Source organism: Carbonatibacter coralli, assembly GCF_039592655.1.
GTDB classification, from domain to species: Bacteria; Pseudomonadota; Alphaproteobacteria; order Kiloniellales; family Kiloniellaceae; genus Carbonatibacter; species Carbonatibacter coralli.
Genome location: NZ_JBBUTJ010000005.1, coordinates 176203 through 197886, shown reverse-complemented (window position 1 = coordinate 197886; position 21684 = coordinate 176203). Strand labels below are relative to the sequence as shown.

The 21684-nt window shown below is 54.5% G+C and carries 19 protein-coding genes; 11 read left to right on the top strand and 8 right to left on the bottom strand.

From position 1 onward, the window contains the following. The first annotated feature begins 31 nt into the window (after nucleotides 1–31). Both AAAH10_RS12800 and asnB read left to right on the top strand, forming a co-directional pair. Nucleotides 32–3112, top strand: coding sequence for an efflux RND transporter permease subunit (locus AAAH10_RS12800; RefSeq protein ID WP_343564160.1), 3081 nt, complete (start codon nucleotides 32–34; stop codon nucleotides 3110–3112). Between the two features lie 79 nt (nucleotides 3113–3191). Next, the gene (gene asnB, locus AAAH10_RS12795; protein WP_343564158.1) at nucleotides 3192–5120 is read left to right on the top strand and encodes an asparagine synthase (glutamine-hydrolyzing); all 1929 of its coding nucleotides are present in this window, start codon (nucleotides 3192–3194) and stop codon (nucleotides 5118–5120) included. Between the two features lie 9 nt (nucleotides 5121–5129). Here the strand turns inward: asnB and AAAH10_RS12790 are convergent, their stop codons facing one another. The 5 genes from AAAH10_RS12790 to AAAH10_RS12770 all read right to left on the bottom strand — a co-directional run bounded on the left by AAAH10_RS12790 (nucleotide 5130) and on the right by AAAH10_RS12770 (nucleotide 11367). Next, a complete protein-coding gene (locus AAAH10_RS12790) occupies nucleotides 5130–6026 on the bottom strand; it encodes an aldo/keto reductase (RefSeq protein WP_343564156.1) in 897 nt (298 codons plus the stop codon). Then, the gene (locus AAAH10_RS12785) at nucleotides 6023–7180 is read right to left on the bottom strand and encodes a glycosyltransferase family 4 protein (RefSeq protein ID WP_343564154.1); all 1158 of its coding nucleotides are present in this window, start codon (nucleotides 7178–7180) and stop codon (nucleotides 6023–6025) included. Before AAAH10_RS12785 ends, AAAH10_RS12790 begins: the two co-directional genes overlap by 4 nt. A 79-nt stretch (nucleotides 7181–7259) precedes the next feature. After that, nucleotides 7260–7781: a translation initiation factor IF-3 gene (infC, locus tag AAAH10_RS12780; protein WP_343564152.1), complete on the bottom strand. Its 522-nt coding sequence runs from the start codon at nucleotides 7779–7781 to the stop codon at nucleotides 7260–7262. 235 nt (nucleotides 7782–8016) lie between these two features. Then, nucleotides 8017–9939, bottom strand: coding sequence for a threonine--tRNA ligase (gene thrS, locus AAAH10_RS12775; protein WP_343564150.1), 1923 nt, complete (start codon nucleotides 9937–9939; stop codon nucleotides 8017–8019). Nucleotides 9940–10083: 144 nt separating this feature from the next. Then, on the bottom strand, nucleotides 10084–11367 hold the full coding sequence (locus AAAH10_RS12770; protein ID WP_343564148.1) for a glycosyltransferase family 4 protein: 1284 nt from the start codon (nucleotides 11365–11367) through the stop codon (nucleotides 10084–10086). Between the two features lie 158 nt (nucleotides 11368–11525). Between AAAH10_RS12770 and AAAH10_RS12765 the strand changes: the two genes are divergently transcribed. From AAAH10_RS12765 to AAAH10_RS12750, 4 genes are all read left to right on the top strand, one after another. Next, nucleotides 11526–12299, top strand: a complete 774-nt coding sequence (locus AAAH10_RS12765; protein ID WP_343564146.1) for an alpha/beta fold hydrolase — start codon at nucleotides 11526–11528, stop codon at nucleotides 12297–12299. Between the two features lie 87 nt (nucleotides 12300–12386). Beyond that, nucleotides 12387–13370, top strand: a complete 984-nt coding sequence (locus AAAH10_RS12760) for a bifunctional helix-turn-helix transcriptional regulator/GNAT family N-acetyltransferase (RefSeq protein ID WP_343564144.1) — start codon at nucleotides 12387–12389, stop codon at nucleotides 13368–13370. Next, on the top strand, nucleotides 13357–14178 hold the full coding sequence (locus tag AAAH10_RS12755; protein ID WP_343564142.1) for an AzlC family ABC transporter permease: 822 nt from the start codon (nucleotides 13357–13359) through the stop codon (nucleotides 14176–14178). Before AAAH10_RS12760 ends, AAAH10_RS12755 begins: the two co-directional genes overlap by 14 nt. Nucleotides 14179–14181: 3 nt before the next feature. Further along, entirely contained in the window at nucleotides 14182–14514 is a 333-nt protein-coding gene (locus AAAH10_RS12750; RefSeq protein ID WP_343564140.1) for an AzlD domain-containing protein, read from the top strand. Here the strand turns inward: AAAH10_RS12750 and AAAH10_RS12745 are convergent. Beyond that, the gene (locus AAAH10_RS12745) at nucleotides 14511–15398 is read right to left on the bottom strand and encodes an SDR family oxidoreductase (RefSeq protein ID WP_343564138.1); all 888 of its coding nucleotides are present in this window, start codon (nucleotides 15396–15398) and stop codon (nucleotides 14511–14513) included. The genes AAAH10_RS12750 and AAAH10_RS12745 overlap by 4 nt on opposite strands. Nucleotides 15399–15667: 269 nt before the next feature. Between AAAH10_RS12745 and AAAH10_RS12740 the strand changes: the two genes are divergently transcribed. After that, the gene (locus AAAH10_RS12740; RefSeq protein ID WP_343564136.1) at nucleotides 15668–16435 is read left to right on the top strand and encodes a BTAD domain-containing putative transcriptional regulator; all 768 of its coding nucleotides are present in this window, start codon (nucleotides 15668–15670) and stop codon (nucleotides 16433–16435) included. A 2-nt stretch (nucleotides 16436–16437) separates the two neighbouring features. Here the strand turns inward: AAAH10_RS12740 and AAAH10_RS12735 are convergent, their stop codons facing one another. Together AAAH10_RS12735 and AAAH10_RS12730 are read right to left on the bottom strand one after the other, a co-directional pair. Beyond that, on the bottom strand, nucleotides 16438–17109 hold the full coding sequence (locus AAAH10_RS12735) for a glutathione S-transferase family protein (protein WP_343564134.1): 672 nt from the start codon (nucleotides 17107–17109) through the stop codon (nucleotides 16438–16440). A 93-nt stretch (nucleotides 17110–17202) separates the two neighbouring features. Then, nucleotides 17203–18189 carry a complex I NDUFA9 subunit family protein gene (locus AAAH10_RS12730; RefSeq protein WP_343564132.1) on the bottom strand — a complete coding sequence of 329 codons (987 nt, stop codon included), beginning with the start codon at nucleotides 18187–18189 and terminating at the stop codon, nucleotides 17203–17205. A gap of 250 nt (nucleotides 18190–18439) precedes the next feature. Here AAAH10_RS12730 and AAAH10_RS12725 point away from each other — a divergent pair, with 250 nt between their 5' ends. The 4 genes from AAAH10_RS12725 to AAAH10_RS12710 are packed head-to-tail and all read left to right on the top strand — an operon-like array spanning nucleotide 18440 to nucleotide 21679. Next, on the top strand, nucleotides 18440–19066 hold the full coding sequence (locus AAAH10_RS12725) for a ribonuclease D (RefSeq protein WP_442490274.1): 627 nt from the start codon (nucleotides 18440–18442) through the stop codon (nucleotides 19064–19066). A gap of 26 nt (nucleotides 19067–19092) precedes the next feature. Beyond that, the gene (locus tag AAAH10_RS12720) at nucleotides 19093–20073 is read left to right on the top strand and encodes a KpsF/GutQ family sugar-phosphate isomerase (protein WP_343564130.1); all 981 of its coding nucleotides are present in this window, start codon (nucleotides 19093–19095) and stop codon (nucleotides 20071–20073) included. 56 nt (nucleotides 20074–20129) lie between these two features. Then, nucleotides 20130–20807, top strand: coding sequence for an LPS export ABC transporter periplasmic protein LptC (gene lptC, locus AAAH10_RS12715; protein WP_343564128.1), 678 nt, complete (start codon nucleotides 20130–20132; stop codon nucleotides 20805–20807). 32 nt (nucleotides 20808–20839) lie between these two features. Beyond that, nucleotides 20840–21679: an LptA/OstA family protein gene (locus tag AAAH10_RS12710; protein ID WP_343564126.1), complete on the top strand. Its 840-nt coding sequence runs from the start codon at nucleotides 20840–20842 to the stop codon at nucleotides 21677–21679. Nucleotides 21680–21684: the final 5 nt, after the last annotated feature.

Genomic DNA, 21684 nt, shown 5'->3' with positions numbered 1-21684 from the left:
CTTTCAGATCAAGCTCACCCGGCAGGTCCTCATGAACATGACACAAATCGCTTTCCAGTACCGCAAACTGGTCTACATGATTCTCCTCATTCTTCTGGTTTTCGGTGCGGTCAGTTTCTTTACCCTTCCTGCAAAGGAAGACCCCAGCATCACCATTCGCACAGCAAAGGTCATCACCGACTATCCGGGGCTTTCAGCTGAACGGGTCGAAGAGCTGATCACCAAAAAGCTGGAACGGGCCATTCGCAAGATCCCCGAAGTCGAGGAAGTGCTGTCGACCTCTTCCATTGGCCGTTCGACAATCACAGTGGAAATCCAGGACCAGTTCTTTGACCTTGATGCCATCTGGCAGGATCTGCGCAACAAGGTTCAGGAAGCCCAGGCCGAGCTTCCCGAAGGAACGCGCTCCTCTGTCGTGAATGATGAATTCGGTGATGTTGCCGTCATCACACTGGCCCTGACCGGTGATGATTACGAAATGGCACTTCTGTACGATATGGCCAAACATGTGCGCGACGTGCTCTACGGTGTGGCCGGAACCAAGAAAATCGACATTCTGGGAGTACAGGACGAACGCATCTTTCTGGAAATGTCCAACGCCAAACTGGCGCAACTGGGAATCACACCGGATCAGCTTCTGAACACCCTGAGCAACCAGAACATCATCCAGCCCGGCGGCAGCATTGATACCGGCGCCAAGACCTTTATCGTGGAACCGTCCGGCAACTTCGTCACCATCAATGATATCGGCTCGACCCTGATCCCCATTCCCGGACAGGACGGAGAAGGCGATGAGGTCATCCCCCTTTCCGACATTGTCACCATTACCCGCACCTATATTGATCCTCCCAACCAGGCGTCCTATTACAATGGCAAGCAGGCCATCATCTTTGCCATATCCCTGCTGGACAACTTCAATGTTCTGGAGTTCTCTCCGCGCATGGTGGAAACCATCCGCACGGTTGAGGCCACACTTCCGGTCGGGATGGAACTGAACATCGCCACCTATCAGGCCGAACAGGTCGACCAGACAATCAATGGTGTGTCCAGTTCTGTCGTCCAGACCCTTGTGATCGTTCTGGTCGTCGTCATGCTGTTCCTCGGCCTGCGCACGGGCCTGATCGTGGGAACAATCGTTCCCTTTGTGATGCTGGTCACGCTTGCACTGATGAACGTGTTTGATCTCGCGCTGGAAAGAATGAGTCTGGCAACCCTGATCATTTCGCTGGGTCTGCTGGTCGACAACGGCATTGTTATTGCCGAGGATTTCAAACGCAGGCTGGAAGAAGGGCAGTCCCGTGACGATGCCCTGCGGGACTGTGGCCGGGAAATGGCGGTTCCCCTGCTCATTTCCTCCCTGACCACCATCCTCGTTTTCCTGCCGCTGATGCTCGCCGATCACGTTGCCGGTGAATACACCCGTTCCATCTCCCTGATCGTCATGATTGCCCTGCTGACATCATGGGTTCTGGCCCTCTGTGTAACGCCAAGCCTCTGCCACAGCTTCATGAAGGTAAAACCGCTCAGGGACGGAGAGCAGAAAGAAGCACAGCCGAAAGACTTTATGAGCAGGCTCTATGCTCCCTACACGGTGTTCCTCCACTGGGCATTGCGCAACAAAACAGTCTTCCTGTCCCTGATGCTCGCCCTGCTGATCGGTTCGGGCTGGCTGATGGGCATTGTCCCCAAGCAGTTTTTCCCGGACTCCGACAGAACACAGCTGCTGGTCTATGCCGAACTGCCCACAAACACCTCTGCGCGCACAACGGACCGCAGAATGCGTGACATCTTCGCTTTCCTGGATGATCGCGAGGCCTTCCCGCACATTCTGTCCTACTCGGGCTATGTCGGTTATGGCGGTCCGCGCTTTGTGCTGTCCCTGTCACCCGGTGATCCCGCCAGCAACACAGGCTTCATTGTTCTGAACATTGACGCTTCGGAAAACATGGACGCAACGCTTGATGCCCTGCGTGTTGGCTTTATCGAACAGTTCCCGGACATGTTCATCCGCACCACCCGCATGTTCCTCGGGCCAAGCGATGCCAGCAAGCTGGAAATCCAGGTTCGTGGCCCCGATGCAGATGTTATTTACAGCAAGGCCAAAGAGCTCGAAGCCCTGATGCGGCAGATCCCCGGCACCATTGACATTCACAACAACTGGGAAAACCGGGTTACAAATGTCATCGTCAACGTTGACCAGCAACGGGCCAGACGCGCCGGTGTCACCTCCCGCGATATTGCCAACTCCATGCAGAATTACTTTTCCGGCGTAGAGGTCACCGAGTTCCGGGACGGCGACGATATCATCCCCATTGTCATGCGCGCTGAAGCCGCCGAGCGTTTCAATATTGATCGCATGCGGACCATGAACGTCTATTCGTCTTCCCGGGATGTGAACGTGCCGCTGTTCCAGATCGCCGACTTCGAGCCCAACAACGAGTTTGCAAAGATCCAGCGCGAGAACATGTTCCGCACTGTTACGGTCGAGGGCAAGAACCTGCTGCAAACGGCCGAGGACCTGAAAGCAGGCCTTGATCCCTATGTCCAGAAGCTTGCGGAAGACCTGCCCCCCGGTCACTGGATCGAATATGACGGCGTCATTGCGGAATCGGCCGGTGCACAGGAAGCACTCTCGGCTTCCATTCCGCTGGTGATCGGCGTCATCCTGATCCTGCTGGTTGCCCAGTTCAATTCCTACCGCAAACCACTGATTATCGTCCTGACCATCCCGCTGGTTCTGATCGGCGCAGCAGTCGGTCTCTTCGTGATGGGATCGCCCTTTGGCTTCATGGTCACACTTGGCCTCTATTCTCTGGCCGGCATTATCATCAACAACGCCATTGTCCTGATCGACCGGATCGACATCGAACTGGCAGATGGAAACAGCCCCTACAACGCTGTCATCAACGCCTGTGTGATGAGACTTCGTCCCATTGTCATGACCACGATCACAACCATTCTGGGTCTGATGCCGCTGATCGTTTCACAGGATGCACTGTTCTATGGCATGGCAAACGCCATGGCCTTCGGTCTCGGTGTGGGCACCGTTCTGACACTGGGCGTTGTTCCTGTCCTCTATGCCGTGTTCTATCGTGTCAGGAAAGGGGCCTGATCCTCTGAATTGAGTTGTCAGCCCCGCCCTCAAGCAGATAGATAGAAACAAAAGTCATTTCACAGGACGATTATTTTCCATGTGCGGCATCACCGGTTTCCTTGTTACAGCTTCCAATCATCAAAGCCCGGCAGTGCTGCAGCAGGATCTTGCGCAGGCGACAGACTCCCTTCTGCACAGAGGGCCTGATGCACATGCCCACTGGATCTCCGACGACAGAAAATGCGGGCTGGGACACACCCGGCTTGCCATTCAGGATCTCTCCCCGTCCGGCCAACAGCCCATGCAGTCCGCCTGTGGCCGTTACTGGATGGCCTTTAACGGAGAGGTTTTCAACAGGCTGGAAATCCTGGAAACCCTGCAGGTTGAGCAAAAGGAACTGCGTGGTCACTCCGACACCGAGGTCATGCTTCTCGCCATTGCCCGGCTTGGTCTGGAAAAGGCTGTCACGCATTTCATTGGCCAGTTCGCCTTTGCCCTGTGGGATGATCGTGACAAGCGCTTCTTTCTGGTGCGGGACAGACTGGGCATCAAACCCCTGTACTGGAGCAACCAACAGGGTCTGATCACCTTTGGCTCGGAGCTCAAAAGTCTGCTACATTACACAGGCTGCTCCCGCGCACTCAACACAGATGCAATCGCAAACTATCTGAAACTCGGCTATATCCCCGCCCCCCACTCGATCTACCGTGGCATTCAAAAACAGACCCCCGGTACGATTCTGAGCTTCAACAGTGATGGCTCCTGTCAGGAAACCCCTTTCTGGTCCATGAAGGAGGTTGTGCGCCACACCGGTAATTCCGATAAAATTGTAACTCTGGATGAAGCCGTCAGGGCCATTGAGCCAATTCTTGAAGATGCTGTTCAAAAACGGATGATTGCCGATGTCGAGCTGGGGGCCTTCCTTTCCGGCGGGCTTGATTCCAGTCTGATCACAGCGCTGATGCAAAAAAACAGCACTCGACCCGTTCGCACCTTTTCCATCGGTTTTGACCAGGAAGGTTACAACGAGGCTGAACACGCAAAGCTGATTGCGCAGCATCTGGGCACAGAGCACACAGAGCTTTATGTCACCGAACAGGACCTGCTCTCTGAAGTTTCAGGCCTGATGAAGGTCTATGACGAACCCTTTGCTGACTCCTCACAGATTCCGACAAAACTTCTGAGCCGGCTGACCCGGGAACACGTTACCGTTGCCCTTTCAGGGGACGGGGGAGACGAGGTTTTTGCAGGCTACAACCGCTATCTTCATCTTGAGAGAATTCAGCAGTTTCAAAACAGGTTTCCTTCCGCGCTGGTCAGGCTCGGAGCAAGAGCCCTGTCGCATACGCCTCCTTCCATAGCGAACAATCTGGCTTCTGTTGCTTTCGGCAGGACAAAGGCCCGACAGATGGACATTGGTCGCCGTCTGCTGAAGACAGGACGCGCTCTTGCGGCTTCCGGTTCCGGCGCTGCCTACGATGCCATTGTCACCCAGTGGGACGATCTTCTGCCCGAACAGCCTGCAGGTACGAATGCAATCGGCGATCTCCACTTTTCCCGGGATGAGGCCCTTTTCCAGTATCTGGACACGGTCACCTATCTGCCAGACGACATTCTGACCAAGGTGGACAGGGCTTCCATGGCCCATGCGCTGGAGGTTCGCGTGCCCTTCCTCGACCACCGGGTTATCGAAAAGGCCTGGCAGATCGACACAGCTGTCCATCTGCAAAAGGGAACGGGCAAACGGGTCACCCGCGAGATCCTGTACAAACACGTTCCAAGAGAGCTCGTGGAGCGCCCCAAACAGGGCTTTGCCATCCCGATCAATCAATGGCTCAGAAACGACCTCAGGGATTGGGCCAACAGCCTCCTGACCGAGACAGACTGGCACGGCGCCTTTGGCATGAACAGCAACAGGATCCATCAGATCTGGAAAAAGCAGCTCTCAGGACACACGGACGCCGGAGACAAGCTCTGGACCCTTCTCATGCTGGCAGAGTGGCAAAAGCAGGAAAACAGAACCTGATTGCTGGCATTAATCCAGCAGGCGCTCGTAAAGATCCTGTGGCAACTCCCTGCCCAGGGCTCTCAGGTTTGCTTCAAGACTCTCAATTCTGGTTGTGCCGACAACAGCTGAACTCGCCATGGATTTCAGCGCAAACAAAAGCGCGATTTCATGTCCTGTCAGGTTGTCCTGATTGTTCACAAAACGATACTTGAGCCCTTTATAGAAATACGGCCGGTAATTTTTAAGAACCCTCAAAAAATACCAGAAGTCAGCCAGAGATCTGATCCTGAAGACCCTGTTGCTGTAAAGCGTGTGCGCCAGAGGGGATTTCAGCAGAACTCCAATCCCCTTTTCCCTGGCTTCGTGAACCTGGCGAATGGGTGCCTGGTTCAAAAGGTTATAATCCATCATAACGCAGTCAAACCTGTCTGCATTCAGGACCTTATCCAGTACCTCTCCATCACACGAGGCGCCAAAACATCTCACCCAGCCCCTGCTTTTAACCTCTTCCATAAAATCATAGGTCTGGTTGTTGAGATCATTCAGAGAGGGCAAATGGAGCATCACAACAGGAAGGCAGTCCATATCCAGATTACGGCGGCTCTGTTCAAGCTGCTTCAACAGCGCATCAGGGCTGAAATCCTTCGTCAGAAAGCGCCTGTTCATAACGGTGCCAATCTTGGTGCTTATAACAAGCTTTTCCCTGTCGCCTATTGATTTCAGTGCTCTCCCGAGTCTGGGCTCCGAATGCCCACCGGAATAGCTTGATCCTGTGTCAAAAAAGGTCACACCTTTTTCTGCAGCCTGATGCACCAGCGAAAGCGCTTTCTCCTCACTAAAAACAGGAAATCCCCAATAGCCTGCGCAACCGAGCCCCAGTTCGGAAACCTTCAACCCTGTTGTTCCAAGATCGTTGTATTTCATGCCCGGTCTCCTGCATGCTCTGCGAGGATTTGAACATAAAGCGCGATCAATGCCTTTCCGACAGCTTCTGCTGACAGATCAGACAAGACCATATTTCGGGACGCCTCGGCAAATTCCTTTCTGAGCTCCGGGTCTTCTGCCAGTTTTTCAAAAGCCTCTGCCAGGGGTTTCACCTCCTTGAGCGGCACAGTCAGGGCATTCAGACCATGATGCGCAATTTCACGGCATCCCGGAACATCCGTCGCAACAATTGCCCGGCCACAAGCTGCTGCTTCCAGCAGGGATCGCGGCAATCCTTCCCGATAGGAGGGCAAAACGGCAATATGGACCTGTGCCCACAGGTCCCGAACATCCTCCAGATGTCCAAGCCATGAAACACCGTCCTCACGCGCCCATTCTTCCATTTCTTCAAGAGACAGGCTGCTCGGGTTTTCAGGATCAGGACGCCCGGCCAGAACCAGCTCGATCTTTGAGCCTCCGGCTTTCGCATCACGAAAGGCCTGACGAAGCTCACGCACCCCCTTGTCGATCAGCATCCGGCCAACGAACCCGAGACGAACAGAGCCATCCTCCGTTTCGGGTTCCGGCATGACCGCAAAACGCTGAACATCAATCCCTGATCCCCGAATGATAAAGGTTCTGTCTTCCCTCAGAATATTGAGGGTTTTCAAATAATTCAGGTCATCTTCATTTTGCAGCAAAAAGTAATTTCTTTTGCTTCCTGCAAGAATCTTCAGAATATTCCTGATAACAAACTGGAGAACACTGGCCTTCAAACCCTTGCCCAGAAAAGCTGTCCCCAGCCCGGTAACAGCTTGCAAATAAAGAGATTTCGGAGAAAAAAACGAAGCCAGACCCACAAGAAGAATTGGTTTGATTGCAACATTATGTACGAGATCCGGTTTCAGCTTCTTCAGGATGCTGACAATACGGAACAGGGTCAGGAACAATCCCATCGGATTGTTTGAACCACGTTTGGCTGGCAAGGCAATAAACTCGAATCCCTTGTCACGGATAAGCTGTGCCTGCCCGGTGTCATTGGCAATAACACTGACTTCATAGCCCGCATCCCGGGCAGCCTCCGCCATAGGCAGGCGATGGCAAAGAAAGGCCCAGTCTTCCGTGACAAAATAGGCAATTTTTTTCTTGTTCATGAGAACTCTGTAACAGGATTCAAAGCAAAAAAACAGGGCCTGTTAAAGGCCCTGTTTTTATCAGATATTCAAATTGGCACTATCTCGGTGCCAGAACCATTGTCATCTGCCGTCCCTCGATGCGCGGGTGGGTCTCCACCTTTGCAATTTCCTCGAGATCAGCAGCAATTCGCTTGAGAACCTCAAGACCGATTTCCTGGTGTGTGATCTCACGACCACGGAAGCGCATGGTGACCTTTACCTTGTCGCCGGAACCAATGAACTTGTGCGCGGACTTCATCTTGACATCGTAATCGTGTGTATCGATGTTCGGACGTACCTTGAGCTCCTTGATCTCGACGATCTTTTGCTTTTTGCGCGCTTCAGCCTTTTTCTTCTGATTCTCGTAACGATAGCGGCCATAGTCCATAATCTTACAGACAGGTGGCTCTGCATTCGGAGAAATTTCGACAAGATCCAGACCGGCATCATAGGCACGGTTCAGGGCTTCTTTCGTCGCGAAGATTCCAAGCTGTTCCCCTTCGGCATCAATCAGACGCACTTTCGGGATAGAAATTCGTTCATTCACCCGCGGTCCATCTTGTTGCGGGGGTTTATTCATTGGTGGGCGAGATATTGTCTGCACTCCCTCTACTGGTTTCGCTCAATGATCCGGCGGCCTTCATTTCAACCCAACAGATCACCAACAACAGTATGGCATTTTTCAGGAAAAAAGCCATTCATCTTTACTGCTGTGCATATTTACTGATCTTTTCTACAAGAGCAAGCCTGAATACACAAAGAGCAAAGGAACAGGGAAGGTTATTTACACAACCTTCCCTGCCAAAAACTTAAAATTACACTTTTTCAGCTGGTGACGTGCCCTCGTCAGTCAGCGCAACCAGAGCATCCGTCAGTGACATGACAGTCTGCTCCTTGCTGCCCAGACGACGCACCGCCACAGTCTGCTCTTCAGCTTCGCGACGCCCGACAGCCAAAATAACAGGAACCTTCTGCACAGAGTGCTCCCGCACCTTGTAGCCGATTTTCTCGTTCCGCAGATCACACTGGACACGAAGGCCGGCGGCTTTCAGTTTGTCCATAACCTCCTGGGCATAATCGTTGGCATCGGTTGTCACGGAAGCGACGACAATCTGGACCGGCGCCAGCCAGAGTGGAAACTTGCCGGCATACTGCTCGATCAGGATGGCAAGGAAACGCTCGAAAGACCCCAGAATTGCCCGGTGCAGCATAACCGGACGATGACGCTTGTCGTCCTCGCCGATGTAGGAGGCATCCAGACGCTCAGGCAGGATAAAGTCAACCTGCAGGGTTCCGCACTGCCAGTCACGGCCGATCGCATCGCGCAGAACGAACTCCAGCTTTGGCCCGTAAAAGGCACCTTCGCCGGGGTTTGCGCTGTACTCGAGCCCTGCTTCGGCAACAGCATCTCTCAGAGCTTCTTCCGCACGATCCCAGGTTTCATCTGTTCCCGCACGTTTTTCCGGGCGATCAGAGAACTTCACGACAATCTCTTCAAAGCCCAGATCCTTGTAAACGGACTTGAGGAGATCACAGAAAATCACTGTTTCACTGTTGATCTGGTCTTCCGTACAGAAGATATGTGCATCATCCTGCACAAAGTTTCTGACACGCATCAGACCATGCAAGGCACCGGAAGGCTCGTTGCGATGACAGTTTCCGAATTCGGCCATGCGAATGGGAAGATCGCGGTAGGAGGTTTGCCCCTGACGGAAGATCTGAACATGCCCCGGGCAGTTCATCGGCTTGACCGCGAGAATGCGATCATTGTCAGACTCGGCAATGAACATTCCCTCGCGGAACTTTTCCCAGTGACCTGATTTTTCCCACAGGGAGCGGTCAATCAGTTGAGGTGTGCGAACCTCCTGATAACCGGCCTTGTCCAGGGTTTTTCGCATGTAGTCTTCCAGACCACGATAAAGCGCCCAGCCCTTTGGATGCCAGAAAACAGAACCGACAGCCTCTTCCTGAAGGTGGAACAGGCCGAGGTCCTTGCCCAGGCGACGGTGGTCACGCTTTTCAGCCTCTTCCAGCATGGTGAGATAGGCCTTCAGCTCTTTCTCGCTGGTCCAGCAGGTTCCGTAGATACGCTGCAACTGATCATTGTTGGCATCGCCGCGCCAGTAAGCACCCGATACTTTCAGAAGCTTGAAAGCCTTCCCGATATGTCCGGTAGAAGGAGCATGCGGGCCACGGCAGAGGTCCAGCCACTCACCCTGGGTGTAGATGGACAGATCCTCATCACCCGGAATGTTGTCAATGTGCTCAGCCTTGTACTTTTCGCCCTTGCCCTCGAAAAAGGCCTTGGCCTCGGCGCGGTCCCAGACCTGACGCCTGAACGGTTCGTTCCGCGCAATGATTTCGTGCATCTTCGCTTCGATCTTCTCAAGATCATCCGAAGAAAACGGCTCGTCACGGGCAAAGTCGTAATAGAAACCTGTCTCGGTCGAAGGACCGAATGTCACCTGAGTCCCGGGGAAGAGCTCCTGAACGGCCTCAGCCATAACGTGCGCACAGTCGTGGCGCAGCAAAGGGGCTGCCTCTTCGTGCTTGCGGGTAACAATCTCAACGGTTGCATCGGTCGTGATTGGCTCGGAGGTGTCTTTCAGAACACCGTCAACGACAACGGCAAGCGCGTCTTTGGCAAGGCGCGCGCCAATGGATTCAGCCAATTGATGACCTGTAACCGGGCCATCAAATTCACGTTTACTGCCATCAGGCAGAGTGATTGCAACCATGATCCTTCATAACTTTCAAAAATACAGCCTGCCCGGGGCAGACTTTGGTGTTTCATGCAGAAAAGCCCCGCTTGTTTCAAAGGGGGCCAACAAGGCTGACTTTAAGGGCTTTACCGGCTCTGTCAAGCGCCAGCCCCGAGTTTGTCAGGAATCCTGCTTCAGGAAAGTACCGATTCCGTATTCGGCGGCAACCTCGCGATAAACAGAGAGGGTTTTTCTGTTCATCTGTCCTTTGGAAAAGTTCTCGACCACGCGCTGTTTTCCCGCGACAGCAAGGGATTGACGCTGTTCCTCATTCAGGGACAAGGCCTTGTCCAGAGCAGAGGCAAAAGCTTTTACATCTCTGTTTTCAAACAGGAAGCCTGTCACATCCGGCAACAGCTGCTCGCGGGCACCGCCATGATCGGACGCAACAACAGCACGCCCCATGGCCTGCCCTTCGCTGACGACACGCCCAAATCCTTCCGGATCCGTTGATGGCGAAACCACAATATCCGACAACATGTAGGCCGCCGGCATGTCATCGCAGACGTCAGTGATAAAAACCTTTTCGCCCAGTCCGTAGTCCCTGATGGTTTGCATCAGTTCCTGGCTGTAGGCCTTGCGCCCCTGATCCGAACCGACAAAAACGCAACAGTAATCACGATCTCCCAGCTCCCGCAGCGCATCCAGCATCAGGCGCTGCCCTTTCCAGCGGGTCAGACGCCCGGGCAACATCAAAAGCGGCACCCCGTCAGGCAAACGCCACTTGTTGGCCAGCATGATCACCCGCTCCTGGGAAACGGTATCGGGATTAAAGGCATCCACATCAATGCCGCGATGAATGATACGGATCCGTTCGGGGTCCACGACGTAGTTCCGGTTGATGTATTCATTGACGAAATGGGAAATCGAGATCACACGATCCCCCTTCGTCATCACGGAATTGTAGAACCGCTTCAGCCCGTTCTCGATATTATAAGGCGCATGCACCGTTGTCACGAAAGGCACCTGGCATTCCCGCGCTGCCTGAAGGGCCGACCAGGCCGGCGCGCGTGAACGGGCGTGCACAACATGAACATTTTCCCGGACAATCAGCTTTTTCAGACGCTGAACGTTGCGCCACATCACATAGGGATTCTTCGATTGCAGTGGCAGTTCCACATGTTCGGCGCCAATCAGCTTCAGGCGCTGCGCCAGAACCCCGCCGGAGCTGGCAACAATTGCCCGCCCGCCCGCAGCGAGAATGGCACGGGCGATATCCATCGTGCCACGTTCCACCCCGCCGGTTTCCATGGCAGGCACAACCTGAAGCACACAAAGAGCTTTACCGTCATCCGTCTTGAGCGTTGGCAAGCCCTGCAGATCCTGCCCGGCAACGGCACGCAGAGAGCGAAGCCCGGAAGGCTGTTCTTTTGTAACTGCAGGGTTTTCGTGTTCAGCGCTCAAGATATAATCCATCAATCTTCGTAATACGGCCAACCCGGACAAAACAGTCAGCCCTCAACCGGAATAGACAAATTATGCTATTATAACAAGACAATCTGCTATTCCACCGTTAAAGTTTGAGAGATTTTTTTCCAAACCGTTTTCAGAGCCTCGAACCAATGACACAAATCCCCTCCGGAACACCTGATTTTCTCGAAAGACAGGATGGCGAACAACTCGCGTACGTCAAAACAGAAGCTGCATCCGGAAAAGAAAAGCCCACCGTCGTGTTCCTGGGTGGCTTCATGTCGGACATGGAAGGTTCGAAAGCAACCTTTCTGGAACAGCTGGCCAGGGATGAGGGCTTTGGCTATGTGCGGTTTGACTACCTCGGGCACGGACAATCCAGCGGCAGATTTGTTGATGGTACCATCAGCAGATGGACAGAGGATGCCCTGACCATTGTCGATGAACTGACAGAAGGCCCCCTGATTCTCATTGGTTCGTCAATGGGCGGGTGGATCATGCTGAACATCGCCCTCCAGCGGGCCGACAGGATTCACAGCCTGATCGGAATCGCAGCAGCACCGGATTTCACCCAGGAACTGATGTGGGAGAAATTTGATCAGGATGCGAAGGATGCCCTGCTGAACGAAGGCGTTTACCACCAGCCTTCCGACTACGGCGATCCCTATCCCATCACACTCAAGCTGATTGAAGACGGCCGTCAGCATCTCCTGCTGAACAGGAAGCTTCCGATAGACTGCCCGGTCCACCTGCTTCAGGGCATGCAGGACAAACCCGTTCCCTGGGACTATGCACCGAGGATTGTTGAAGCCCTGCGCAGCACTGACGTCCAGGTCACCCTGATCAAGGACGGCGACCACAGCCTGTCCAGGGAAGAGGATCTGGAAAGGCTGAAATCCCTGCTGACGGGCATGCTGCACCAATAAGGCACCCATCTTTTGAAAAAGCTTGCAAAGCGTGGACACTTCCCCATAAATGTAATCAGGTAACGGATATGGGAACGAGTGCTTACCATGGATCAGATGCGTGTTTTTGAAGAGCTGGTTTTGGGGACACGGACCAAGCGCCTGAGCGATCTGCTCATGGCCGAAGTCCAGGTCGTCTATGACGCCAGGGACATTGCACTTTCCCCCGGTTTCTTCTCCCTGTTTTACCTGATCCACACCAATGGCCCTGTCACGGTAACAGATGCAGCCGCACAGCTGGGTGTCAGCCATCCCTTTGTCAGCAAAATGGCAACCCGGATGGTCTCCGAAGGCTGGCTGGAGAAGGTTTCCGACCCCAGGGACGAACGCAGGCAACGACTTTTTCTCAGCCCGAAGGCCGAGAAAACCATTCCCGAGCTGCAGCCGATCTGGAATTCCCTCAAACAATGTCTCAGGGAAGCCCTGACAGAAGCGCAGAAGCGTTCAGACGGAGGAAATTTCCTGCAACAGATGACAGAGCTGGAAGACTTCCTCTCCGAACAAAGCCTGTCGTCCCGGACACTGGATCGCCTTGAATCAGCAGAGCAGAAGGCAGAAACCCGGATCATCGGGTGGTCTTCCGATCACAGAACGGCCTTCAGGGACATCAACACACGTTATCTCCACGCGCTTTTCCCGGGCGAAATAACCGAACAGGACGAAAAACGCCTCGAAAACCCTGAAGCCACTATCCTCGCCACCGGTGGAGCCATCTTTCTGGCACAGAACAAAGAGCGGATCGTTGGAACCTGTTGCCTGATCGCCCACCCTGACGATCGCTATGAAATTGCGAAACTCACGGTGGCCCCGGACTACAGGGGGACAGGAACCGGAAGAAAGCTTCTTCTGAAATCCCTGGGCGAGGCAAGACAGCTTGGTGCAAGAACCGTCTTCCTCGAAAGCAACAGCAGTCTGAAATCCGCCTTGCGCCTTTATGAGAGGACCGGTTTCAGGACCTGTCCACCCCCTTCCGGCCTCTGTTCCTCCAGTCGCTGCAATCTCTATATGGAACTTGATTATGACCATGCCTGAACTGTCCCGCTCCCCCGGCGCCATGGAAGAGCAGCAGCCGCTCGGCAGGAACCTGAAGATTGCTGCCATGCTGGAAGGGGCAAAACTGACCTTCCCTGTTATTCTGGGGGCGATTCCCTTTGGCGTGATTTTCGGCACCCTGGCCGATCAGGCGGGACTGTCATTCTGGGCCATCATGGGGCTGTCCGTCTTCGTCTATGGCGGAGCCTCGCAAATTGTCGCCATCGGCCTGATCACAGCCGGCGCATCAGTGCCCGTCATCATCCTGACGACCTTTGTCGTCAACCTGCGGCACATTCTCTATGCAGCAGCTCTGGTGGAGCGCTTCAAGAACCTTTCGCATCGCTGGAGGATTGCCCTGGCTTTCTTTCTCACGGATGAAACCTATGCAACGGTCAACGATCAGCTCATGAAACGCAGCGATGACTGGGCCAAAAGGGAATTGCCCTACTTCCAGCTTGGCTCCAGCCTGGCGATGTACAGCAACTGGTCCCTTTGTACCTTCCTCGGCCTGACACTGGGTCAGCTCTTCCCCGACATTGCAAGCTGGGGACTGGACTTTGCCATGGTCGCCACCTTCACTGCAATGATTCCGCCCTACCTGACCAGAAAGCCCTCCAGCCCGGTCTGGGCCTGCATCATCACATCCGGTGTGATTGCCATCGTCGCCCTTGATTTCCCCAACAAACTGGGCCTGATGATCGCAGCCATCAGCGGGATTGCTGTCGGCTTTACCCTGCTCAAGATCCGCCAGCGCATGGATGGAAGCCTGCACCAGCGCCAACAAAGCCGGAAAGAGGAGTCCTGATCAATGACAGCCCTTGAAGAAATCCTGATGGTTCTGGGAATGACCCTCGTCACCTTCGGCGTACGCTACGCGCTCTTTGCCCGGGCGGACAGGGTTCGCTTTTCGACCAGCATCAAGGATGCCCTCGGATTTATCCCGCCTGCCGTCCTGACGGCAATTGTTGTTCCGGCCCTTCTGATTTCAAAGGAGGGACAGATCAACTTCAGTTACGACAATCCCTATCTGATTGCAGGCATCTTGACATTGCTGCTTGGTCTCTGGCGAAAGGACCTTTTGACAGCAATTGCCGGTGGCATGGCCTTCTTCTTTGCGCTGCGCTGGTTGCTCACCCTCTAAAGGGTCGACAGCAGAGCCTGAAAACCGGTCTGGTAGTCCGGGTAACGCAATTCAACGCCAAGCTCGGTCTTGATCAGGCTGTTGTCGACACGCTTGTTGTCATTCCAGAAGGTCTGCGCCATTGGCGACATTTCAGCCTGCTCAAAAGGCACCAGCTCCGGAACAGGCGCACCCAGAAGCCTGCAGGCATACTCTGTGACAATCGAAGGTTCCTCGGGCGCATCATCACAGACATTGTAGATACCGCCGGGACGAGGCTTGCGGATTGAAGCCTCCAGAACCGTTGCAATGTCCTCGACATGAATGCGGCTGAAAACCTGTCCGGGCCGATCAATACGCTGCTCCACCTTCCCGGCCCTGATCTTGCGCAACACATTGCGCCCCGGTCCGTAGATCCCGGCAAGGCGGAAAAGATGAACCGGCACAGAGCTGTCCTTCCGGAGCTGCATCCACGCAGCCTCGGCATCCGCACGCGCCTGACTGCGCGGCATGGAAGGATGGAGCGGATCCTCCTCCGTCACAGTTCCGCCATCCCGTGTCCCGTAAACTCCGGTTGTCGAGAGATAACCCAGCCATTGCAGTTTCTTCATCGCGGCAATATCCGTGCGATGAAGCGCAAGGGCCACATCCCCTTCCGTCCCCGGCGGGGTCGAAACCACGATATGGGTCACATCTCCCAGTATCTCTGCAGGATCATCAAGCGCGGTTGCATGGTCGAGGAAATGCACTTCATACCCCAGCGCCCGGAGCCTCCCGGCCTTCTCGCCAGCGCCTTCGGAAGACGGACGGATCGTGCCGGAAATGGCCCAGCCCCTTTCCCTGAGGCGTTTCGCCAGTTCCAGTGCGGAATAGCCATAACCGAAACAGAAGAGCTTGTTGGACATGAGGAATTCAACCTGTGGACTGTGGACTGTGGACTGTGGACTGTGGACTGTGGACTGTGGACTGTGGACTGTGGACTGTGGACTGTGGACTGTGGACTGTGGACTGTGGACTGTGGACTGTGGACTGTGGACTGTGGACTGTTCTCAAATAGGTTGCGCAAAGCCTTCGTGCAACAGAATATCACCCCTGCGGCACTATCGCCTCAAAAGGGCCGTATTGCGCAACTAGTTCAAAATGGTCTTACCTTTCCCAGCAGCAAAACGATCACATGTCTTCTGTCAAAAAACTCACCACCCTGACATCTCTTGCTTCCCTTGCACTTTTCCTGCTTCCGGCAGCACAGGCAGAACAGATTGATCACGCCTATCAGTATGAAGCCTGTATTTCCCTGATTGAAAAGCGCCCTGAAACGGCCTTCGAGGCCGCTCTTGCCTGGGCTTCCAAGGGGGGCGGCTACCCGGCTGAACACTGCGCCGCACAAGCCCTGTTCGGGCTCGAAATTTACGATGCTGCTGCCAGCCGCCTGGAAGGTCTGGCACAAACCATCAAAACAGAAGACACCCTTCTTCGCGCACAAATTCTCCATCAGGCCGGAAGAGGGTGGATGCTGCACGGTGATCTTGATCGCGCCTACGCTGTTCAGAAGGCTGCAATCGATCTGGACCAGAGCCAGCCCGATTTCTTTGTTGATCGCGCAGAGGTTCTTGCTGAACTTGGACGCTTTAACGAGGCTCTGGAAGACCTCAACAGGGCACACACTCTCGCCCCGCAAAGGGATGATATTCTCGCCTTTAGAGCAACGGCCTGGCGGTTCGCGGGGCAGAATGCCAACGCCCTGTCCGATGCCAATGCCGCCCTGCAACGCAACCCGGACAATCTGGAAGCGCTTCTGGAGCGCGGGATTGTGCAAAGGCTCTCCGGCAACAACGACCAGGCACGCGCAGACTGGCTCAGGGTTCTGGATATCGGTCTGGGCACACCCGCTGCTGACGCCGCACAGATCAACCTCGAACGCATGGATCTGAAAGCCGAATAAGGCTAGAAATCCAGATCGCTGTAATGTTTGGAAGGTGGCGCACCGGGAATCAGGTCAGCCAGAACATCCCGCATTGAAGGCCGCGACTTGAAGCGCGCATACCAGTCCTTTGCACCGGGGTGATCCTTCCAGGGAACATCCCCCAGATAATCCAGCGCTGAAAGATGGGCTGCTGCCGTGATATCAGCAAGGGACAGGTCATCTCCGGCCAGCCAGGTGCGACGGTCGCAAAGCCACCCGATGTAATCCAGATGATAATGGATGTTGGCATGCCCGGCCCGAATGGCAGCCGAATTGGGTTCCCCCAGACCGAGAAAACGCTTCATCAGCTTTTCATCAACCAAATTAACAGTCACTTCACGTCGGAATTTGTCGTCAAACCACGACATAAGGCGACGCACTTCTGCACGTTCAGCAGCCGTGTGCCCCAGAAATCCGGGTTCCGGACAGACTTCCTCCAGGTACTCGGTAATGACCATCGCACTGCCACAGACAACCTGATCCCCCTCGTCAATCAGAACCGGTACTTCACCGGCAGGATTGAGAGTCAGGAATTCCGAGCGGCGTTCCCAAACCTTTTCGGCATACATTTCAAAGTCGAGCGCCTTTTCACGCATCAGAATGCGAACAAGACGGCAACCGGGATCAAGAGGAAGGTGGTATAGAATTCTCATGGCCGGGACTATAACCGTCCGGAGAGGTCCTGCAAAGCACTCTCAACCGAGTCTTCAAAAGCGCAGGGTATCCTGTCTTTTAAAGTCCGTCATTTACCTGCAAATGTATTCAGGAACAATTGCTTGCATGGAAGTCGGCGCAATCCCCAAATCTTCCAGATCAGGGGCATCGGGAGAAACCACATTGTCGGAGTGCAGCATCGTGACCTGATCCCGCGTCAGGGGCGGCACCGGAAGAAACTCCATAAAAAACGCCTGCATTTTCGCAACGGAAAAGGGCAGGTTCAAAAGCAGACGGCGCTTGCCCGTTACTCTCAGCAGGTATTCAAGGCACGCTCTGAAACTCCAGACATCCGGACCACCCAGTTCATAGGTTTTCCCTCCACAGCATTCCGGATGGTTCACACAACGGCGCAAGGCTTCAGCAACATCACCGACGAAAACCGGCTGAAACAGGGTTTTCCCGCCTCCGACAAGCGGCAGAAATGGCGAGACCGGCAGCATATCTGCAAAACGGTTGTAAAAGCCGTCTTCGCGACCAAACACAACGCTGGGACGTACAATGGATGCATCGGGATAGACATCATGCACGGCCTGCTCCCCTCTCCCCTTGCTGCTGGCATAGAGGGCACCTGAATCAGGATCTGCGCCGATGGCAGACATCTGGACAAAACGGGAGACACCGGATGCCCTGGCAGCACTGGCGATACGCCCGGGTCCCTGCTCCTGCAATGCGGAAAATGTCTGCGACCCGCTTTCGAAAAGGATACCGACAAGGTTCACAACCACATCAGCGCCGGAAACAGCCCGGGCAATCATCTCGGGCTTTGAAAGATCACAGGCCAGCGGAGAAATCTGGCCAACATCACCCGCAGTTTTCAGAAAGGCGGCCTTTTCCGGGCTTCTGACCGCAACCCGGACGGCCCAGCCGTCGCGTGCCAGCAGCGGGACCAGATAGCGCCCTATGAAGCCCGAACCACCGAAAACAACGACTGTGCGACCTTCGCCTGCCTTCTGCCCTGTAACGGGATTGATAACGGGATTCTGGGATGCGACTGCTGAAGATGTCAAAGCGACCATCGGGTTTCACCTTTCCGAGCGGATGTTTGCTGTACCAGCCCCCAACACAAAGCCACAGAAAAGCCCAGATTCTCATCTGGTCATGCTCTCCCCGCTCTGATAGTGATAGGATCGGAACGGACTTGATCCCCTCTGAGCTGGACACATCAAAGACTACCAGCGTTTTGTTTTTATAAAAAACTTTACGATCAAGAAGATAGGATCAGATCAGTTTAGCATTGTTCGAAACTTGGCGTACGGGAAAATCGACGTGAGCAACACTCCTGAAATTCATCTTCACCAAACAGACATTCCTGACGGTCTGGATTTTGGGACCTCCGTCGCAATTGACTCTGAAACAATGGGACTGAATCTGTCACGCGACCGGCTCTGCCTTCTGCAGCTTTCAGCCGGAGACGGCGTCTGCCATCTGGTCCAGTTCAGGGATGGCAACTTCGATGCTCCGAACCTGCGCCGCCTGATGACCAATCCGGACGTGACCAAGATTTTCCACTTTGCACGCTTTGATCTCGCAGCCATCGAACGTTACCTCGGGGTCACCTGTGCCCCGGTATACTGTACAAAAATCGCCTCGAAGATGGTGCGCACCTACACGGACCGTCACGGTTTGAAGGAACTTTGTCGCGAACTGCTGGGCATCGATATCTCCAAGCAACAGCAGTCATCAGACTGGGGAAGTACGGAGCTGAAGCCGGAACAGCTGCAATACGCCGCATCGGATGTTCTCTATCTGCATCAGTTGCGCGAGATCCTGAACCAGCGCCTCGAACGCGAGAATCGCACAACAGAAGCACAAACCTGCTTTGACTTTCTGCCCATGCGTGCCCATCTGGATCTTATCGGCTGGAACGATATCGACATTTTTGCGCACTCCTGATTGATCACTGTTTTGGACCTCCTGCCATGAACGCACCGGCACAAGAAAAGACCATCACTGCACTGGAGTCTGCACAGCGCCTGATCAAGACGGAAGGCAACGCGCTTCTGGCCCTGCGGGACAGCCTGAACGGTGACTTTGAATCCGCAGTTGAAACCCTGATGCAAATCAGGGGGCGCGTCATTGTCAGCGGCATGGGCAAGAGCGGGCATATCGGCAAGAAGATCGCCGCAACGATGGCTTCAACCGGTACGCCAGCCTATTTTGTTCACCCGGGCGAGGCCAGTCACGGCGATCTGGGCATGATCACACAGGATGACGCTGTTCTTGCCCTGTCCAACTCCGGCAACACAGCTGAACTGACCGATCTGCTGACCTACACACGCCGTTATTCCATTCCCCTGATCGCCATTACGAGCGGTGCCGGCTCGGCCCTTGCGAAAACGGCAGATATCGCCCTGATACTCCCGCCCGAACCGGAAGGCTGTCCGCTGGGGCTTGCCCCGACGACTTCAACCACAATGACACTGGTCCTCGGCGATGCCCTGGCCATTGCCCTTCTGGAGTGCAAGCAGTTCAAGGCAACAGACTTCAAGGTCTTCCACCCGGGCGGTTCACTGGGCAAACAGCTCGTGCGTGTCCGGGACATCATGCATTCCGGAGAGAGCATCCCCCTTTGCCAGCCGGGCGCGGCCATGAGCGAAGTGCTGCTGTCCATGACCAGCTGCGCCTTTGGCTGTATTGGTGTCCAGGGGCAAAAGGGCGAGCTTGTCGGCATCATCACAGATGGCGATTTGCGTCGTCATATGGACAAATCTTTGCTTGATCAGTCTGCAAGCGATATCATGACCGCAAACCCGAGAAGCATTTCTGCAGATGCCCTGGCAGCAGAAGCCCTCGGCATTATGAATGAACGCTCCATCACCAGTCTTTTTGTGACAGATGATGACAACTGTCCGGCAGGCATCATTCACATTCATGATTGTCTGCGCGCCGGATTGAACTAAATCAGGGAAACAGGTTTTTAAAAGCTCTGAAAGACATGGAACTCGGGAAAAACAAAATGGGAAACAACGCAGCACCCAAAGCCTCTGCGTTCAGTGGCAGTTTCCAGGCGCCCAAGATTGTAAAATTTTGGAGCGCATACAGCATTTTTGTGTCTCTTGCCAAGTTCCTGCTTCCCCTTTCAGCCCTTGCCCTGGTCGGCTATTTCGTGATCTGGCCCCAGCTGGAAGCCGAAGTCAAACAAACCCTCAAGTTTGGTGACAGTGCCCTGCTTGAAAACATCCCCGATACCTTCAGTGCCCTCAATCCCGAATTCCTGGGACTTGATGACAACAATCAGCCCTACACGCTTTCAGCCGACCTCGCAGAACAGTCCAGGGACAGGGAAAGCGAGATTTTCCTGACATCGCCGAAAGCCGATCTGAACATGAACGACGGCACCTGGCTGGCACTGACAGCGGAAAACGGCCTCTACGACAAGGTTCAGAGGCTCCTCAATCTCAACGGCAATGTTGAAATCTTCCAGAACGAAGGCTTCACGATTCAGACCACAGACGCCAACTTCGACCTCCCCGGCGGTTATGCCTATGGTCAAACCCCTGTAACGGGTCACGGTCCGGCCGGCCAGATCGAATCAGAAGGCTTTGAAATCGAGAGAAAAGGCGAAGTCATCCGTTTTACCGGTGCAGCTGAACTGATTATCTTGCCCGGCGAGGGCAAAGGCCTTACAAAATAATACAGAACAGATTTTTGTCACAGCGGCGGCACATGACCTCTTCCTTGCGATTCCAGACTTCACTCCTGATGCTTGTTGCCTTTATGGGCCTTTCCCTTGCCTCTTCCGATGCAGGCGCACAATCCGCATCTCTGGGAGCAACGGGTGATGAGCCCCTGCAGATCAACGCCTCTGACGGAATTGAATGGCGCCGGGATGAACAGCAATACATTGCCAACGGAGACGCCCGTGCAGCCCAGGGCGATCTGGAAGTCTTTGCGGACCGTCTGGTCGCGCACTACAAACAGGATGCTGAAGGTGGTACGGAAATCTACCGCATTGATGCTGTCGGTTCTGTCATCATCAAGTCCCCCGGGCGCGAGGCCTTTGGCGATCACGGTGTCTACGATATTCATCAGCAGGTTATGGTTCTGACCGGAAACGACCTCCGCATTGTCAGTGGCGGTGACGTAATCACAGCGCGGGATTCCCTTGAGTACTGGGAAGGCAGACAGCTGGCCGTTGCGCGCGGAGACGCAATCGTAACCCGCGAGGACAAACGGGTTTATGCGCAGATCATCTCGGCCAACTTTGCCAACAACTCGGGCTCCGACAAGCTTGAACTGGATCGCGTGGATGCTTTCAATGACGTGCGCATTTCCAGCAACACCGAGTATGCGACAGGCAATAGAGGCGTCTACTTCGTCAAGAAGGAGCTCGCGACCCTTGATGGCAATGTCAAGATTACCCAGGGTGACAACCAGCTCAACGGAGATCGTGGTGAAGTCAATCTGGCAACAGGCGTAAGTCGTCTGATTTCATCAGGCAACGCACCCGTCCAGGGGTTGATCATCCCCAAAAAGAACGCGCCGGAAGAACCAAAGCAGCCCTGACCCCG

Excerpts from the sequence above, each read along its gene's own strand:
- AAAH10_RS12760 (WP_343564144.1), top strand. The coding sequence starts at position 12,387 with ATGGATCAGATGCGTGTTTTTGAAGAGCTGGTTTTGGGGACACGGACC.
- AAAH10_RS12730 (WP_343564132.1), bottom strand. The coding sequence starts at position 18,189 with ATGGTCGCTTTGACATCTTCAGCAGTCGCATCCCAGAATCCCGTTATC.
- asnB (WP_343564158.1), top strand. The coding sequence starts at position 3,192 with ATGTGCGGCATCACCGGTTTCCTTGTTACAGCTTCCAATCATCAAAGC.
- AAAH10_RS12785 (WP_343564154.1), bottom strand. The coding sequence starts at position 7,180 with ATGAACAAGAAAAAAATTGCCTATTTTGTCACGGAAGACTGGGCCTTT.
- AAAH10_RS12740 (WP_343564136.1), top strand. The coding sequence starts at position 15,668 with ATGTCTTCTGTCAAAAAACTCACCACCCTGACATCTCTTGCTTCCCTT.
- AAAH10_RS12745 (WP_343564138.1), bottom strand. The coding sequence starts at position 15,398 with ATGTCCAACAAGCTCTTCTGTTTCGGTTATGGCTATTCCGCACTGGAA.
- AAAH10_RS12765 (WP_343564146.1), top strand. The coding sequence starts at position 11,526 with ATGACACAAATCCCCTCCGGAACACCTGATTTTCTCGAAAGACAGGAT.
- lptC (WP_343564128.1), top strand. The coding sequence starts at position 20,130 with ATGGGAAACAACGCAGCACCCAAAGCCTCTGCGTTCAGTGGCAGTTTC.
- AAAH10_RS12750 (WP_343564140.1), top strand. The coding sequence starts at position 14,182 with ATGACAGCCCTTGAAGAAATCCTGATGGTTCTGGGAATGACCCTCGTC.
- infC (WP_343564152.1), bottom strand. The coding sequence starts at position 7,781 with ATGAATAAACCCCCGCAACAAGATGGACCGCGGGTGAATGAACGAATT.
- AAAH10_RS12755 (WP_343564142.1), top strand. The coding sequence starts at position 13,357 with ATGACCATGCCTGAACTGTCCCGCTCCCCCGGCGCCATGGAAGAGCAG.
- AAAH10_RS12710 (WP_343564126.1), top strand. The coding sequence starts at position 20,840 with ATGACCTCTTCCTTGCGATTCCAGACTTCACTCCTGATGCTTGTTGCC.
- AAAH10_RS12790 (WP_343564156.1), bottom strand. The coding sequence starts at position 6,026 with ATGAAATACAACGATCTTGGAACAACAGGGTTGAAGGTTTCCGAACTG.
- AAAH10_RS12720 (WP_343564130.1), top strand. The coding sequence starts at position 19,093 with ATGAACGCACCGGCACAAGAAAAGACCATCACTGCACTGGAGTCTGCA.
- thrS (WP_343564150.1), bottom strand. The coding sequence starts at position 9,939 with ATGGTTGCAATCACTCTGCCTGATGGCAGTAAACGTGAATTTGATGGC.
- AAAH10_RS12800 (WP_343564160.1), top strand. The coding sequence starts at position 32 with ATGAACATGACACAAATCGCTTTCCAGTACCGCAAACTGGTCTACATG.
- AAAH10_RS12735 (WP_343564134.1), bottom strand. The coding sequence starts at position 17,109 with ATGAGAATTCTATACCACCTTCCTCTTGATCCCGGTTGCCGTCTTGTT.